Here is a 16,083-nt window from a genome sequence, read left to right on the forward strand (position 1 = left end):
ATTAGGTATGAATGTAATTGAAAAAATACCAGCATAATAAATGTAATGGAGGTGTAATATATGGGCTTTCTAGAGAAACTATTTGGGAAACAAACGAAGGAGGAAAAAGCCATGACAAATGAAAAGTTAAACATTGGAATTATCTTAGGAAGTACACGTCAGGGACGTGTTAGTCCACAAGTAGGGGAATGGGTAAAAGGGATTGCTGACAAACGTGGTGATGCCAATTACGAAATCGTTGATATTGCTGATTACAATTTACCATTTTTAGGGACAACTGACGGTTCAGAAGGTGGACCTTGGAACGAAAAATTAGCCAATCTTGATGGATTTGTTTTTATTGTTCAAGAATACAATCACAGCATTACTGGAGCGTTAAAAAATGCATTAGACTTTGCTCGTGAAAATTGGTATAACAAATCAGCAGGAATCGTAAGTTATGGATCAACAGGTGGTGCTCGTGCTGCTGAACATCTACGCGGAATTTGTGCAGAATTAAAAATGGCAGATGTTCGCACACACCCAACCCTTTCATTATTCACAGACTTTGAAAATATGAGTGAATTTAAACCTGCGGACTTACACCTTGACAATGTTAATGCTATGCTTGGTGAAGTTGTACAATGGGGCAAGGCATTAAAAACAATTAGATAAAAAGAGAAATGAAGGAAAAAGATTAACATGAAAGAGTAAAGCACTTATAATGAGTGCTTTTTCTCTGTTTAAGAAACCAACTGAAGGGCTGAATACTGTGCATATAAATGATCTCCATAAATGGGTGACCAAATTGGGACTACTGCAAATCCGGAAGGTGGCTATTTATATAGATAATGGAATGGAATGTTCCCTAGATGAGTGATTTAAAAATGTAATTGGAAGTATGTAATAGAAGGAATAATCTAGGATGGCTGAAAGAATTTTCTTACATAAAAGTACAGATTGGAATCAGGATGACGATTCTAAACAAAAACTCGCGCATACAATCCACTCCTTTACCTTAATAAAATTAGTATAAAATAGCGATATTAAGCAAGAGTTGAGGGATTGTAAATTTATTGTCAATTTAAAACATTACTATCATAGATAAAGGGACCTATTCATCATTATCGAATAGGTCTCCTAGTGAGTGGAAATTTAATTACTTCTTAATGCAGCAGCGCCATACTTTCTTGAATAGACAAAATCCAAAGACGAGATAAGCAAGGAAGCCAATTAATGCAATAAGGATGTTTAAAATATTTCCAAGGGCTCCTAGGCCAAGTAATCCAAAAAAGGTAGAGATAATTCCCAATACTGCTAGCAGCAACCATATTACTCCAGTTAAGAATCCAAGGAATACTCCCCAAATGCTGCAGGAAGAAAAACCATTACTCATAGAAATTCACCCCCTGTCAATGGTTGTTCAATAACATATTATGTAGCTATTCAAGAGGTTGTTTATAATACCGAACAATTTAGGCTAGAATCAGGCACTAAAAAAAAAGGAGCCATTTCCTTTATGGAAACACTCCGTTTTTTACATATGCGTTAATTCCAACAATACGCAGCAATGATAATCAATAGGATAAACAAAACGACAATTAACTCAAAACCTAATACAAATTCATGTTCATTACTCACCATAAGTACCTCCTTTTTCTTGGAAGAATACATCTTATGATATTCGCCTAGGTATTGATACTTTTTATTGAAAGATAATGTTTACACAAAAAGTTGACGAATATACAAAGGATAAATAAACTAAAGGAGGTATCTATACGTCGAAAAAAATAAAGAAACTTTAAGGATGAACACAAACAATATGGAACATAATGAACCACTTTTATCATTTGAATTTGCAGATGCGAATGGCTGCATAAAACCATTTACTTTTAAAAGTCCTATTAAGGTAATTTCCGCACATAAAGTGGAGGATGTATTGCCTTGTTTTCAGCTTGTTCAAGAGGCGGTGGAACAAGGATATTATGCGGCAGGGTATTTATCATACGAAAGCGCTCCAGCGTTTGATTCGGCCTATAAGGTCAAAAGCGGGAGTTCTATGCCATTACTATGGTTTGGGATTTTTACTGAGCCTGTACATGATCATATCGGAAGTACGGAGGAATTTAATCTTTCAGAATGGAAACCTTCTACTGCGGGAGATATGTATGGTCAAGCCATTACATATATCAAACAGTGTATTGAGAGGGGGGATACCTACCAAACGAACTATACGATCCGCCTCCGTTCTGATTTTGATGGCGATGATATAGCTTTTTTTAATATGCTGAAAAAAGCTCAAGCTTCGAATTATTGTGCCTATCTTCATACAGGGGAACATAGTATTTTATCTGCTTCTCCCGAGTTATTCTTCCACCTGAGAAATGGAAAAATAACAACAAGGCCAATGAAAGGGACAATAAAAAGAGGTGCATCACATGCTGAGGATACCGCAAACGCAACTTGGCTTTATCATTCTGAGAAAAATCGTGCAGAAAATCTAATGATTGTTGATTTGCTTCGAAATGACCTCGGAATGATTGCAGAATCAGGTACTGTTAATGTGGAAAAAATTTTTGAAATTGAACGGTACCCAACTGTTCATCAAATGACATCTACCATTTCAGCTAAGGTTTCTGAAACAACTCATCTTGTTGATATTTTTAAAGCTCTTTTCCCGTGCGGGTCAATTACTGGTGCACCCAAGATTAGCACCATGAACATTATTGCAGAATTAGAAAACGAACCTCGCGAGGTTTATTGTGGAGCGATTGGATACATTACTCCTGATAAAGAAGCGATTTTTAATGTACCTATTCGCACAGTGGTAATGGATTATCGTACGGGAGAGGCTGTTTATGGTGTAGGCGGTGGAATTACTTGGGACTCTACGCCGGAAGGAGAATATGACGAAATCCTCTCCAAAGCAAAAGTGCTGAAGGAGGCACCGCCTGAATTTCAGCTATTAGAAAGCATTTTATTAGAGGATGGGCATTATTTTCTACTTGAAGAACATTTGAAGCGTTTGGAGAATTCAGCTCAATATTTTGGTTTTAATTTCAATGAAGAAAACCTAAAGAAAAAGCTGATTGATTTTTCAAGGAATTATATCACAGGGCTGATTAAGGTTAGGCTTCTATTGGAGAAAAGTGGTGAATGGACTGTTGAAGCACAGCGGATCACTCAGCTAGAAGCTGGTATAAAGGTTAGCCTTGCAATTGAACCTGTGGATAAGAATAACCCCTTTTTATATCATAAAACGACCCATCGAGAAATTTACTCCAAATATCAAAAGCAAAAACCTGAAGAAGCTTTTGATATTCTGCTTTGGAATCAGGAAGGTGAGTTAACTGAATTCACAAATGGCAACGTTGTCTTGGAAATTAACGGTAGATTATGGACACCGCCAGTTTCGAGCGGTTTACTTGCTGGTACATTTCGAGAAAGATTACTAAAATCAGGAAAAATTAACGAAAAAACACTTACACACTCTGACTTAAAAAAAGCCGAAAAAATATGGTTTATCAATAGTGTACGAAAGTGGAAGGAAGTTCATTTCTGAAATAAATGGATGCTACAAGAAGAAAAGCAATTGCTTAATAGGCAATTGCTTTTCTTTATGTCCAATAAACAATATTTCCAATATTTCCTTGATTTAAATCAAGGAAATATACGTAACGGAGTCCTAAAATAAGGGTAGTAAAACAGAAAAAAATCTCTGGTTTATGAATTAAATAGGAAAAAAGGAGAATATAGGGATGAAAAAATATGGATTACTTTTATTAGCTGGTGCATTAACATTTGGTTTAGCTGCTTGCGGTGGTGCAAAGGAAGAAACAACTGCTCCAAAACAAGAGGAATCAACTGGAGAGGGAGCTGCATCCGGTGTAGAAGAATATACGATCACAGCTACAAACTGGGATTTTATTTCCGATAAAGAATTAACAATTAAAAAAGGAACGAACGTAAAGATTAATTTAGTTAACAAAGAGGGAATGCACACAATAAGCAGCGAGGGTCTAGGAATTGAAATTGGTGCTGACAAACCTGCAGAATTTACAGCTGAAAAAACAGGTGAATACGAACTAATCTGTTCTAAAGTTTGCGGTGCGACAGATGATCATGAATCAATGAAAATCTCACTTAAAATTGTGGATTAGTGTACAAAGAAAAACGAAGGAAGCCGTATGAAGAAGAACACCTCTAAACGGAGAAGGTGTTCTTTTTACATTAAAATTATCTTGTAATAGCCTCATGCTTAAATCCGCTTTGTGTAGCATATACTTCAAACCATTCATATTTCGGCGATTTAAACCATGCATATCTCGGCAAATAAACCAAATATCTGGTAGTTCCTTCGGCATCAAGCATAGATTTGAAGATTGTAACATTTCCAAATCCAAATGTTTTGTCAAGATAACCTTCCATTCCTTCTCTAACCAGATTCTTCTTAACTTCCTGCTCTTGCTTATGTAACGCGAAAAGTCCATCAATAAAAATGCTCAACAAAACTAAAGTAATCAAGATTAAAACAAAAATAAGTATTTTTAACACCTAGAAGCCCTCCTTATCGTTTGTGCTGATTGTAAAACGTACAGCTGCTCCTTTCTCGTTTTTGTAAAGTCACTATTATTTTACAATTCCAAAAGGGGGCAAGGTGTGATAAAAATAACAGGTATTAAAAAATTTTGGAAATGAAAAATGGTCAACGCGTAGTTCAGCATACCTTTTTAATATTTAGTTTATTTCTGTCCCTGTCCTATTTGTATATTTATATATATATATAGGGTGAAAAAAGTGAACCAATACAAAGGCTGGAAGTGTCCGGAAAGCGATTAAGGTTCTTTTTTACGAAAAGGAGGATAAAAAGATGTTAAAAATTACACATGCTGCAGGACATGCCCTCGTCACGACAGGGAAGCAGTCGCCAGATGGATGGAAAGAATGGCAGGTTACAAATGAGATTGTGAAGCTGGTGATGAGGGAGCTAGAAAATTATGAAGAAGTTACTCAAAAACGGATTGACGATCATACTGGAAAAACGGATATAGTTTTGAACAAACGCTGCGATTTAATAAATAGCTGGGGAGCCAATGTCCATATTGACTACCATCTTAACGCTTACGGATCTGGTTGGAATCAAGCTTGCGGGACGGAGACCTACATATATACTTCCAAGCCAAAAGAGGCTTTGGCACTCGCTGAAAAAATACAAACCAATTTGGTGACCCAATTAGGGTTTAGGAATCGTGGAGTGAAAGCGGCCGATTTCCAGATGATAAGAGAAACGAAAATGACAGCAATTTTGATTGAATTTGCTTTTATGACCAATAAAGACGAAGCAATGAAAATGAGAACAGCCGAGTACCAGAAAAAAGCGGCCAAAGCAGTAGTCGATGGATTGGTTACACAATTTCAACTGAAAAGGAAACCGGGAATAATAGTTTCCACCGATACTCTCTATAGTGTGCAGGTAGGTGCATTTTCCGATATTAATCATGCAAAAGACCTGGTAGAAGAGCTGAAGGCTAAAGGGTATCCGGCAATAATTAGGTATTAATATTTAGAAAAATAGTAGGTTTAAAAATGAAAAATCCCTTGTTTAAACGCAACAGGGGATTTTTGTTATTTTGATATAGAAGCTCATTCAACTACCGATCTGACTATAATTCCCAATCAGCTTTTAGTATTTCTTTCAAGTATGATACTTGCTTATCCCCTATTTTTTCGGCAATCTTTTTCTCGATCGTGGCCTTAAATGCCTCGTTTTTTTCATAGCATTCTTCTCCTAATATTGTTAATCGAATGCCTTTCTCTTTATTGTTATTTTTTAAGTTCATAACCTCAATTAAGCCTTTTGTTTCAAGATTTTTTATGAATTTATGAACGGCTTGCCGGGATATGTCCACATTTTTTGTTACATATGAAATGGTGGTTTGTTTTTTATATATTCTCGCCATAATAAACCATTCAGAATTAGAAATATGAATATCACTATTATTGTTCCACAATTCCTCAGCAATCTTGCGGAGCAGAAGATGGCGCTCACTTAATAAGTCAATTAAATCAAGGTGTTGTAAATCAGGCTTCAATTCTTTCACTCCAATCGATTTCATGCAATTACTATACAAAAAACACGTATTAATGTCAACTTGGTTGACGGTTTTGAGAGAATGGAGTAAAATATATTTAGTCAACTAGGTTGACAATCGGTAGAATGGGAGAATCAAAAATGTTTAATATTGGAGATCTGATTATTTATTCATCACTCGGTATATGTAGAATTATTGACATCTGCGAACAAACATATAACGGAATTATCAAAAACTATTATGTTATTCAACCAGTTGAGGATAAAAACCTTACCATTCATAACCCCGTTGATAATGACAAAGTAGTCATACTTGGAATGATTAATCGCGATGACGCCTTAAAAATTCTCGATTCCTTCAAAGAAAAAGGGTTTCGGTGGATTGAAAAAGGTCACGACCGAACCAAAGAATATACGGAAATTGTAAAGACTGGGAACCGCAAAGAGATTTCAAGAATCGTTAATACATTAATGCGTAAAAAATTTGAAGCCGATCGGAATGGTAAAAAGATTGGCGATCCAGATCGCAGACTTTTAAACTCCATTCAAAACATATTGTTTAAAGAATTAGCCATCTCCTTGAATACTTCTTTTGAAGCAATATTTGAAACAACTACTAGATATATACAAGTGAAACAATAAGTATTGAAAAAGAGGTGCTCAAAGAATTGGTACTTATAGAAACAAAACAGCCAACATATGATGAAAGTCAAATACAAGTATTAGAGGGGCTCGAAGCTGTTCGGAAAAGACCTGGTATGTATATTGGATCAACAGCTGCAAGAGGACTTCACCATCTAGTATGGGAAATTGTCGATAATAGTATCGATGAGGCTCTAGCAGGTTATTGCGATAAAATAACCGTTGCCATAGAAGAAGATAATAGTATCACCGTTACCGATAATGGCCGGGGGATTCCGGTTGGTAACCATGAGAAAATGGGAAGACCCGCTGTAGAAGTTATTTTGACTGTCCTTCATGCCGGAGGTAAGTTTGGCGGAGGGGGCTATAAGGTCTCTGGAGGTTTACATGGTGTAGGTGCTTCCGTCGTAAATGCTCTTTCATCCCTTTTAGAGGTATATGTCCACCGAGATGGCAGCATTTATCATCAACAATACAAGCAAGGTGTTCCACAAGAAGACCTGAAAATAATTGGTGAAAGCGATCAAACTGGGACTATAATACATTTTATTCCCGATAGTGAAATTTTTACTGAAACGCTTGAATACGACTTTGACACTCTCTCAAACCGGTTAAGAGAGCTTGCATTCCTAAATAAAGGTTTAACCATTTCCATTGAAGATAAGCGTGGTGATGGACGAAGTCAGGAGTATAGTTATGAAGGCGGAATTAAATCTTATGTTGAACATTTAAACCGTACAAAAGAAACCATTCATGAGGAACCCATCTATATGGAAGGCCAAAAAGGTGGAATTTTAGTAGAGATTGGTCTTCAATATAATCAAGGATTTGATAGTTTACTATTTTCTTTCGCAAATAATATTCATACCTATGAAGGCGGTACACATGAAATTGGATTTAAAACCGCTTTAACCCGAATCATTAATGAATACACAAAGAAAAATGGACTTATAAAAGAAAATGATCCTCATTTTTCCGGTGAAGATGTCAGGGAAGGTATGGTTGCGGTTATATCGATCAAACATCCAGATCCACAATTTGAGGGACAAACCAAAACGAAGCTTGGAAATTCGGAAGTAAGAGGAATTGTAGAGTCGGTTTTTTCTGAAAAACTTGAAATGTTTTTGTATGAAAATCCAGGTATAGCAAAAAAAGTAGTTGATAAAATCTTATTGGCAACAAAAGCACGTCTCGCAGCAAAAAAAGCACGGGAATTGACGAGAAGAAAAAGTGCCTTAGAAATTTCTAATCTTCCTGGTAAACTAGCGGACTGTTCATCGAAAGACGCGTCTATTAGCGAATTGTACATCGTTGAGGGAAACTCAGCAGGCGGGTCGGCAAAACAAGGTCGTGACCGCCATTTTCAAGCGATTCTCCCATTGAGAGGGAAGATCCTTAACGTTGAAAAGGCTAGTTTACACCGAATTCTTCACAACGCAGAAATCGGCACAATGATTAAAGCACTTGGCACAGGTATTGGAGACGAGTTTGATATTGAAAAAGCTCGATACCATAAAGTAGTGATAATGACGGATGCAGACGTAGACGGAGCTCATATTCGAACATTGATGCTTACTTTTTTCTACAGATTTTTGAGAAAAATCATTGAGTACGGCTATGTCTATATTGCGCAGCCGCCACTATATAAAATTCAACAAGGTAAAAAAATTGATTATGCATACAATTCTCACGAACTAGAGGAAAAACTTGCAGCATTGCCGAGTTCGCCAAAGCCAAGCCTGCAGCGTTATAAAGGGCTGGGTGAAATGAATCCAGAGCAATTATGGGATACAACCATGAATCCTGAAACAAGAACGCTGCTGCAAGTCAGCCTGCAGGATGCGATCGACGCAGACGAAACATTTGAAATGTTGATGGGGGATAAGGTGGAACCACGTCGACATTTTATTGAGGAAAATGCAATCTATGTTAGAAATCTGGATGTTTAATTGTATTCAATTACGATAGAGAAAAAGCACAAGAGAAGGGCATCTGCTAGTATTAAGCAGATGCCCTTTTATTATTATTGTAAAAATAGTTTTAAAGTTATTTATTCTCTCTCCTCTGCAGTATATCCGAAACAGGCAGAAATTTCACTGCCGACCTGAATCAAATAATGACTTAGTTCATGATTTTCATTTGTAGGGATTTTCTCAGTAAAACCCACTACTGTTACAGAGCCAAGTAGTTTTTTCTGGTAGTTTAAGACAGGGAAGGAGACAGAGGAAACAGAAGAAACCAGCGGCTCTTTTGCAAACGCAATTCCCTTTTCCTGTACGATTATGCGTTCCTCTTCTAGGTGGCTAACCATTTCTGAAGAGATTTGTTTGAATTCATTCGCCTTCCAATCAGAAATAATTTGCTCGTCCATAAAGGCCATAAACACTTTTCCTGAAGCAGAAGTAATAGGAAGAATCGTTCCTATTTGAGCACCAATATTAAACCCACGATTGGTGTTAATATCTTTCACAATGATAGGACCATTATGGGTCCAAATAGAAAATACAACAGTACTTGAACTTTTCTCATTAATTTCATACAGAGAAGGTAAAATTCGGTCAATAACATTTTCTTGATCTACAGCAGCCATACCATATTCAATCATCTTACTTCCCAGTATATATTCTCCAGTATCCTTGCTGCGATACAGGATTCCTAATTGTGTAAAGGTATTTAAATATTTATAAAGATTACTTTTTGTTATCTGTGTTAGGTCTTGGATATCAGTAAACTTTAAAGGTCGTCCTTGTTTCGCAATAATATCTAATATTCCCATCCCAATTTGTAAGGATTGGATTGTTGTTCCTTTTTTTACGGCTTCCATATCGAACCTCCTGTTATCTAAATATTAGCATAGTAGTAATCCAATTAATACTGTCCAATATTGTTCGTTGTATTCAGAAAATATTTTTTATTAATAATATTGACGATTTAGTGAAATTAAATTTATTATAAACATAGAGAACAAAGTTTTATATGTTAAATTAAGTGGGGAAATTTTATCGGAATTACCCGTAACTCAGGAGTGTATTAGAGTGATATTAAAATAGTAATATAATATTCACTTAATTTAGAAAAGTTGAAAAAAATGTTTTGACTTTGGTATAACAATATTATAATATGTTTTTAACAACTTAGATTTTTCATCACTGATTTACCTGGAAAGAAAGCGATTACAACTAAACGCGTATTCTAGTAAAGGTAAGACAGTTAAACTTCTCACTTTTACGAACCAACCGGTCTGTTTAAGTGAAATATTTTTTGCTCGCTAAACCAACCGGTCTGTTTGAATGATCAGATCACACCCATATCAAAGTATTGGTCTGTTCAAAGAATCGTTTTACAACTCATCATTGCCTTCGTTCTAAAAAGGTGATGTCAATAAAATGATAGGAGGTTTTAATTATGCTAGATAATTTACAAGGAAAGAGTTCATGCGTTGTACGTACTGTTCTTGGTTTAGTGCCTGCTCAAGATTTAGGTGTTGTGCTGGTTCATGAATCCCTTCTTTCCGTATACCCAGGAGCAGAATATGCGCCTGAGATTCAAATGGATAAGAGCGAAATCTTTGATGTTTTAAAAAAGAAGCTAACTGATTTCCGTAGACTCGGAGGAAAGACCATTGTAGACCGAACCGGTATGTTTCATGGTCGTGATGTTAAGCTGTACGAAACATTATCAAAATCAACAGGTGTACATATCATAGCGTCCACTGGCTTAGGTCCTGAGCCAATGTTAAGCGGTTACTTTGTTACACCACAAAAGAATCCACCTACACCTTGGTCCGCAGAACAATTTGCTGATTTGTTCGCGAAAGAGGTGACAGATGGAATCGTTGTACCTAGAATTGAACGTTCAGGCCTAGCTGGATTAGTGACATCCATTGCTAGTCAAAGTGGGATTACAGAAAAAGAAACAAATCTTTTCCGCGGTTCGGCACAAGCAGCTCTCACTACCGGAGTTCCTGTTTCAGTACAATACGGCCAAGACGCTATCAATGATTTAGAAATTTTATTAGGGGAAGGCATTGAGCCAAACCGTGTTATTATCGGTGGTCTTGACCGCCTCGAGGCAGTTGAACGCGGCGAAGCATTCGCTGTTGCCCGCCGTGGAGCTATGGTTGCATTGGACCATGTTGGCTGGAAAACACACGAAGGCTATGTAAATGATGAACAACGTGTTCAATTAATTGTCGAACTTTTTAAAGAAGGTCTCGGTGATCGTATACTTATTTCTACAAATGCAGTTGGTGTTGCGAAAGGCCATGAAGCAAGAGAGATCGGCTATGATTACTTACTGAACACTTTCGTTCCTATGTTAAAGAGATCAGGCGTAACGGAAGAACAGGTTACTGTTCTTTTAGAAGTCAACCCACAACGTGTACTAACCGTTGGAACTACAGTATTGGCGGAAAAAGAATCCGTAAAAAACTAAATGTTAGGAGTGAATAAATAGATGGCTAAGGTAAATACGGTTTTAGGTCCAGTTCCTGTAGAAGATTTAGGGATTATTGCAGTCCATGAACATATTGGATTTGGTCTTCCTGGATGTGACTTAGACACACAATGGTGGAAGAAACCCGAAGAAGCATTTGAAGTGACAATTGAAAAGTTACGCCGCTTCCGCGAACACGGCGGAAAAACTTTCGTTGATTGTACAGGGATTGGAAACGGACGCGACGTTGAGTATTTCCAAGTACTTTCACGTAGAACAGGCGTCCATATTATTGCGGTTACAGGTTTTGTAGCTGGAGACTCAGCACTTCCATATTTCCGCGAGAAATCAGTGGAATATTTGATGGATTTATTTATCCATGAAATTACTGTTGGAATTGACGGGACTGGCGCAAAAGCGGGCGCAATCAAAGTAGGTGTCAGCCGTGGCGGGAAATTAAGTGAACTTGATAAACGAATTTATCGTGCAGCTGCACGTGCGGCATTAAAAACAGGGGTTCCAATTATTACACATTTATGTGTGGACGCTGAAACTGCTATCGCCATTTTTAATGAAGAGGGTCTACCACTTGACCGCGTACTTATGGGTCATGCGGATGATGGCGGCTATCTCGATGAAAACCGTGATAACCTGATTGCAGATCAAGGCGGCTGGGTTGGCTTTGATACCATCGGTTACGACAGTGAGATGGTAGGTGCGCCATATTGGTCTCGTCCTAGACAAGATCGTGTAGAACATTTCCTTCGTTTCCTTGAAAAAGGTTATGTCAACCGAGCCCTTATTTCAGCAGATGCCAACTGCTGTGCTCTTGGATGGCCAGGATTAAAAGGACACTCAGTAAACTACCTGTTTGAAGAATTCTTACCGGATTTGCGTAAGGCTGGTGTGGGTGAAGAAGTATTTGAACAACTATTAGTACACAACCCTACTAAATTCCTAATTATGCAGGAACCTCAAGATATCAAGCCTGCAAAAAGAGAAACCGTGCAAGAATCTCGTTAATAGATAAAAACGGATGCGGTATCAACGGGGGGGTAATTTTGAATGAGTATTAAAGGAATGGCTTATATTGCAGGTGCATTTGAACATCCAACACGTAAGGCTCCGGATAAATCCGTTGCAGCCTTACATGCTGAATGTGCGAAGGGTGCTTTAGAAGACGCAGGACTAACATTCGCAGATGTAGATGGTTATTTTTGTGCCGGAGACGCTCCGGGCGGCGTTCTATCAATGGTCGATTATTTAGGCCTTAATGTTCGTCATGTCGATGGGACAGACACTGGAGGATCGTCGTATATTGCCCATGTTTCACATGCGGCACAAGCAATCGCAGCAGGAAAATGTAATGTAGCATTAATTACCATGGCAGGCCGTCCGCGCTCAGAAGGCAGAAGCGGGGTTAAACAGAAACTGGTTGGTGCGAATGTTCCGGATACACCTTTTGAACTTCCTTTTGGACCAACGGCGGTGAATGAATACGCCATGGCTGCCATGCGTCATATGTATGAATACGGAACGACAAGTGAGCAATTGGCATGGGTCAAAGTTGCGGCTTCCCATCACGCACAATACAATCCGAATGCAATGCTGCGAGATTTAGTGACAGTGGAAGACGTAGTTTCGTCTACTATGATTGCTGATCCATTACATAAATTGGATTGTTGTGTTGTTAGTGACGGCGGCGGTGCTTTAGTAGTCGTAAGACCTGAGATCGCTAAAAGCTTGAAACGTCCACTTGTTAGAGTGATGGGTGCTGGCGAAGCACCAAAAGGATTAAATGCTGGAAAAACAGATCTGACCTATTCAGGAGCGATTTGGTCTGGACCTAAAGCTTTTGAGGAGGCTGGTGTTACGCCTCAAGATATTAAATATGCATCCATTTACGATAGTTTCACAATTACGGTGTTAATGCAGCTTGAAGACTTAGGTTTTTGTAAGAAGGGCGAGGGCGGCAAGTTTGTCGCAGATGGAAACTTAATTTCAGGAATAGGGAAACTTCCAATTAATACCGATGGCGGCGGACTGAATAACAATCACCCAGCAAGCCGAGGCGGCATTGTAAAAGTAATCGAAGCTGTTCGTCAGCTCCGTGGTGAAGCAAACCCACAAGTTCAGGTTAAGAATTGTGACCTAGCGTTAGCTCACGGAACAGGCGGGGGATTGGCCACCCGCCACGGAAGTAGCACACTTATCATGGAAAGGGTGTAAAGAATGGGAATTACATATCAAGAAAGAACGATGACGATCCCTGAGATTCATCCAGAACATAAAGAATATTGGGATGCTGCTGCAGAAGGAAAGCTGTTGGTAAAACAATGCGACTCTTGTGGAGAGTTTCACTATTATCCACGTGTACTATGTCCGCACTGTATGAGTGACAAAACAAGCTGGGTGGAAGCAAAGGGCACCGGCAGTATTTACACCTATAGTGTAATGCGGCGTGGCGTCCCTTATGCAATTGCTTTCGTCGAGCTTGATGAAGGTCCAAGAATGATGACAAATATCGTTGATTGTGATTTAGACACTTTGCACATCAATCAGAGGGTAAAAGTGATGTTTAAGCAGAGCGGGGACGAAAACAATACGGGTCCTTTTATCCCTTGTTTTACACCTGTTGAAGGGTGATAAGGACAAATCACATTTGGTGTTCAATAGATTAGTCCTCAATAAGGGGTCTTGGAGACAAAACTCATCGTGTGATTAATAGATTAGTCCTCAATAAGGGGCCTTAAAGACAAAACTAATTGCGTGTATCAATAGATTTGTTCTCAATAAGGGGTCTTGGAGACAAAACTCGTCGTGTGATTAATAGATTAGTCCTCAATAAGGGGTCTTGGAGACAAAACTCATCGTGTGATTAATAGATTAGTCCTTAATAAGGGGTCTTAGAGACAAAACTCATTGGGTGTATCAATAGAATAGTCCTCAATAAGGGGTCTTGGAGACAGAATTCGTTGGGTTTATCAATAGATTTGTCCTCAATAAGGGGTCTTAAAGACAAAAATCGTCGTGTGTTTAATAGATTAGTCCTCAATAAGAGGTCTTGAAGACAAAACTAATTGATAGTTCAATAAATTTGTCCTCAATACGGGGACATCTGTCAGATCAAACAAAAATTTACATTGAAGGACTAAAGAGAGGAGCGGATATAAATGAAAATTATTAAGGATGTACGTATTCCCATGCGTGATGGCGTACATATCGCTGCTGATATTTACCTTCCCGATGGAGTAGAAAAAGTACCAGCATTACTTGCACTTAGTCCGTATGGGAAAGAATTGCAAGCACAAGCGTTAACATTACCTCCACAAGCGCGTCCAAGTCATCTTTGGAACGGTGCAATCGAGGCTGGCGATATTCGTGAAGTTGTTGAACATGGCTATGCTCATATTATTGCTGATGTACGTGGTACAGGGCACTCGGAAGGTCAAATGTGCGGGAACTACAATTCAGGTGGTCATGGCGATGGGAAAGATATCTATGACCTCGTTGAATGGATGGCTGAGCAAGATTGGTGCGATGGCAACATTGGGATGATTGGGATTTCATACTTTGCATCTGTTCAAATTCTAGGTGCAGCAGAGCAGCCGCCACACTTAAAGGCAATCTTTGCAAACGGCGGTCATTTCGATCTATATGAACTTTGTTATCACGGCGGGATTATGTGGTTAATGCCTCGTGCCTCTCGTGAAGGACGTGGCGGCGACAGTGGTAACGCATTCAATAACGTGGCAAGTAAGACAGCGAAAGTTTTCTCACCAGAAGAAATTAAAGAAAAAACACAAGAACGTTTAAATGATCCAGATATTGCTCATTGGTCAGATTTCGTTCACCTACTACATTATCAAGACCGTCACGAATTGTGGATGGATTACTTATTAAATCCACTTGATGGCCCGTTCTGGCAAAAAGACAGCGCTATCGAAGTGGCACATAAAGTACAAATACCAACTTACTTCCAAGCAAAATGGGGCCGCGGATGGAATGTTGAGGGGACAATCGAATGCTTCCATAAAGTTTCAGGCATTAAAAAGCTCGATATTCAAGCGCTGCCACCAATGTTAGAACGCCCATTCCATGAAAATCATGACGAAATGTTCCGTTGGTATGATTACTGGCTAAAGGGCATTGATAATGGCATTATGGATGAGCCAACTGTGCAATTTTCTGTAGAAGGTTCTTACAAATGGCGCAAAGAAGATCACTGGCCTCTGCCCTATGAAGAAAAGAAAGAGTTCTATTTGCGTCCTCGCCACAAAATTAGCGAGAAGCCTGAGCCGCTAACATCTCAATATGCACATCCGGATGGTTTTTATCAAGCACCATTAACGGTGACAACAACATCAGAGAAGATTCAATGGACAAGTGATAAATTCCAAGAGCCTGTAGAAATGACAGGTACAGGGGCTTTGTATATTCATGCTGAAATCGATACAGATGATACAAACTTCATTGCCAAGCTTTATGATGTAGATCCTAACGGCAAACGGATATTAATGACATCAGGTTATTTAAAAGCATCTCATCGTGAGTTAATTGAAGATAAATCAACTTACGGTGAACCATGGCACCCACATAACCGTGTGATACCAGTGACACCTGGTGAAATTAACGAGTATGCGATTCGCTTATATCCATTTTCATTCTTAATTAAACCAGGACATCGGATTGAATTAGACCTTGCATGTAACGAACCGCTTGATGGAGAGGACGCAAAATTATTGCCTCCAGACAGTTACCATCTGCCGAGTGGACGTGCAACCACACACAAAATCTATCGTGACGCAGATCACCCATCACGATTAGTTTTACCTGTTATTCCAAAGCAATTTGATATTACGAATCAATAATAATCGAACTTGCGGTTCCCTTTTTTAAAAGGACATCCACAGCACCTCTTGGGGTCGCTGTGGACC

At 38.7% G+C, this 16,083-nt stretch carries 16 protein-coding genes; 11 read left to right on the top strand and 5 right to left on the bottom strand.

Translation table 11 applies throughout. From position 1 onward, the window contains the following. Positions 1-60: 60 nt before the first annotated feature. A complete protein-coding gene (locus AC2TFD_RS12130; protein ID WP_335567701.1) occupies positions 61-654 on the top strand; it encodes an NADPH-dependent FMN reductase in 594 nt (197 codons plus the stop codon). Between the two features lie 484 nt (positions 655-1,138). On the opposite strand, the gene AC2TFD_RS12135 is transcribed toward AC2TFD_RS12130, so the two are convergent. After that, positions 1,139-1,375, bottom strand: a complete 237-nt coding sequence (locus tag AC2TFD_RS12135) for an ABC transporter (protein WP_484675727.1) — start codon at positions 1,373-1,375, stop codon at positions 1,139-1,141. A 152-nt stretch (positions 1,376-1,527) separates the two neighbouring features. Beyond that, the gene (locus AC2TFD_RS12140) at positions 1,528-1,620 is read right to left on the bottom strand and encodes a YjcZ family sporulation protein (RefSeq protein WP_484675728.1); all 93 of its coding nucleotides are present in this window, start codon (positions 1,618-1,620) and stop codon (positions 1,528-1,530) included. Positions 1,621-1,801: 181 nt separating this feature from the next. Between AC2TFD_RS12140 and pabB the strand changes: the two genes are divergently transcribed. Both pabB and AC2TFD_RS12150 read left to right on the top strand, forming a co-directional pair. Next, complete coding sequence (gene pabB, locus AC2TFD_RS12145; protein ID WP_484675729.1) at positions 1,802-3,541, top strand: aminodeoxychorismate synthase component I; 1,740 nt, start codon at positions 1,802-1,804, stop codon at positions 3,539-3,541. A 196-nt stretch (positions 3,542-3,737) separates the two neighbouring features. Further along, a complete protein-coding gene (locus tag AC2TFD_RS12150; protein ID WP_484675730.1) occupies positions 3,738-4,139 on the top strand; it encodes a cupredoxin domain-containing protein in 402 nt (133 codons plus the stop codon). 76 nt (positions 4,140-4,215) lie between these two features. Here AC2TFD_RS12150 and AC2TFD_RS12155 read toward each other — a convergent pair whose 3' ends face one another. After that, positions 4,216-4,533, bottom strand: coding sequence for a hypothetical protein (locus AC2TFD_RS12155; protein ID WP_484675731.1), 318 nt, complete (start codon positions 4,531-4,533; stop codon positions 4,216-4,218). A gap of 316 nt (positions 4,534-4,849) precedes the next feature. Between AC2TFD_RS12155 and AC2TFD_RS12160 the strand changes: the two genes are divergently transcribed. Further along, on the top strand, positions 4,850-5,539 hold the full coding sequence (locus AC2TFD_RS12160; protein WP_484675732.1) for an N-acetylmuramoyl-L-alanine amidase: 690 nt from the start codon (positions 4,850-4,852) through the stop codon (positions 5,537-5,539). Between the two features lie 103 nt (positions 5,540-5,642). On the opposite strand, the gene AC2TFD_RS12165 is transcribed toward AC2TFD_RS12160, so the two are convergent. After that, positions 5,643-6,095 (bottom strand): MarR family transcriptional regulator, encoded by a 453-nt coding sequence (locus AC2TFD_RS12165; protein ID WP_484675733.1) that lies wholly within the window; start codon positions 6,093-6,095, stop codon positions 5,643-5,645. Between the two features lie 116 nt (positions 6,096-6,211). Here AC2TFD_RS12165 and AC2TFD_RS12170 point away from each other — a divergent pair, with 116 nt between their 5' ends. Further along, positions 6,212-6,712, top strand: coding sequence for a CarD family transcriptional regulator (locus tag AC2TFD_RS12170; protein ID WP_484675734.1), 501 nt, complete (start codon positions 6,212-6,214; stop codon positions 6,710-6,712). Positions 6,713-6,747: 35 nt separating this feature from the next. Then, the gene (gene gyrB / locus AC2TFD_RS12175) at positions 6,748-8,661 is read left to right on the top strand and encodes a DNA topoisomerase (ATP-hydrolyzing) subunit B (RefSeq protein ID WP_484676302.1); all 1,914 of its coding nucleotides are present in this window, start codon (positions 6,748-6,750) and stop codon (positions 8,659-8,661) included. A 101-nt stretch (positions 8,662-8,762) separates the two neighbouring features. On the opposite strand, the gene AC2TFD_RS12180 is transcribed toward gyrB, so the two are convergent. After that, positions 8,763-9,536 carry an IclR family transcriptional regulator gene (locus tag AC2TFD_RS12180; RefSeq protein WP_484675735.1) on the bottom strand — a complete coding sequence of 258 codons (774 nt, stop codon included), beginning with the start codon at positions 9,534-9,536 and terminating at the stop codon, positions 8,763-8,765. A 581-nt stretch (positions 9,537-10,117) separates the two neighbouring features. Between AC2TFD_RS12180 and AC2TFD_RS12185 the strand changes: the two genes are divergently transcribed. From AC2TFD_RS12185 to AC2TFD_RS12205, 5 genes are all read left to right on the top strand, one after another. Continuing rightward, the gene (locus AC2TFD_RS12185) at positions 10,118-11,146 is read left to right on the top strand and encodes a phosphotriesterase family protein (protein ID WP_484675736.1); all 1,029 of its coding nucleotides are present in this window, start codon (positions 10,118-10,120) and stop codon (positions 11,144-11,146) included. Between the two features lie 21 nt (positions 11,147-11,167). Continuing rightward, positions 11,168-12,169 carry a phosphotriesterase family protein gene (locus AC2TFD_RS12190; RefSeq protein ID WP_484675737.1) on the top strand — a complete coding sequence of 334 codons (1,002 nt, stop codon included), beginning with the start codon at positions 11,168-11,170 and terminating at the stop codon, positions 12,167-12,169. A 42-nt stretch (positions 12,170-12,211) separates the two neighbouring features. Further along, complete coding sequence (locus AC2TFD_RS12195) at positions 12,212-13,375, top strand: thiolase domain-containing protein (protein WP_484675738.1); 1,164 nt, start codon at positions 12,212-12,214, stop codon at positions 13,373-13,375. 3 nt (positions 13,376-13,378) lie between these two features. Beyond that, the gene (locus AC2TFD_RS12200) at positions 13,379-13,792 is read left to right on the top strand and encodes a Zn-ribbon domain-containing OB-fold protein (RefSeq protein ID WP_484675739.1); all 414 of its coding nucleotides are present in this window, start codon (positions 13,379-13,381) and stop codon (positions 13,790-13,792) included. A gap of 527 nt (positions 13,793-14,319) precedes the next feature. Beyond that, positions 14,320-16,017, top strand: a complete 1,698-nt coding sequence (locus tag AC2TFD_RS12205; RefSeq protein WP_484675740.1) for a CocE/NonD family hydrolase — start codon at positions 14,320-14,322, stop codon at positions 16,015-16,017. Positions 16,018-16,083 lie beyond the last annotated feature (66 nt).

This window comes from Neobacillus sp. plas4 (assembly GCF_057221695.1).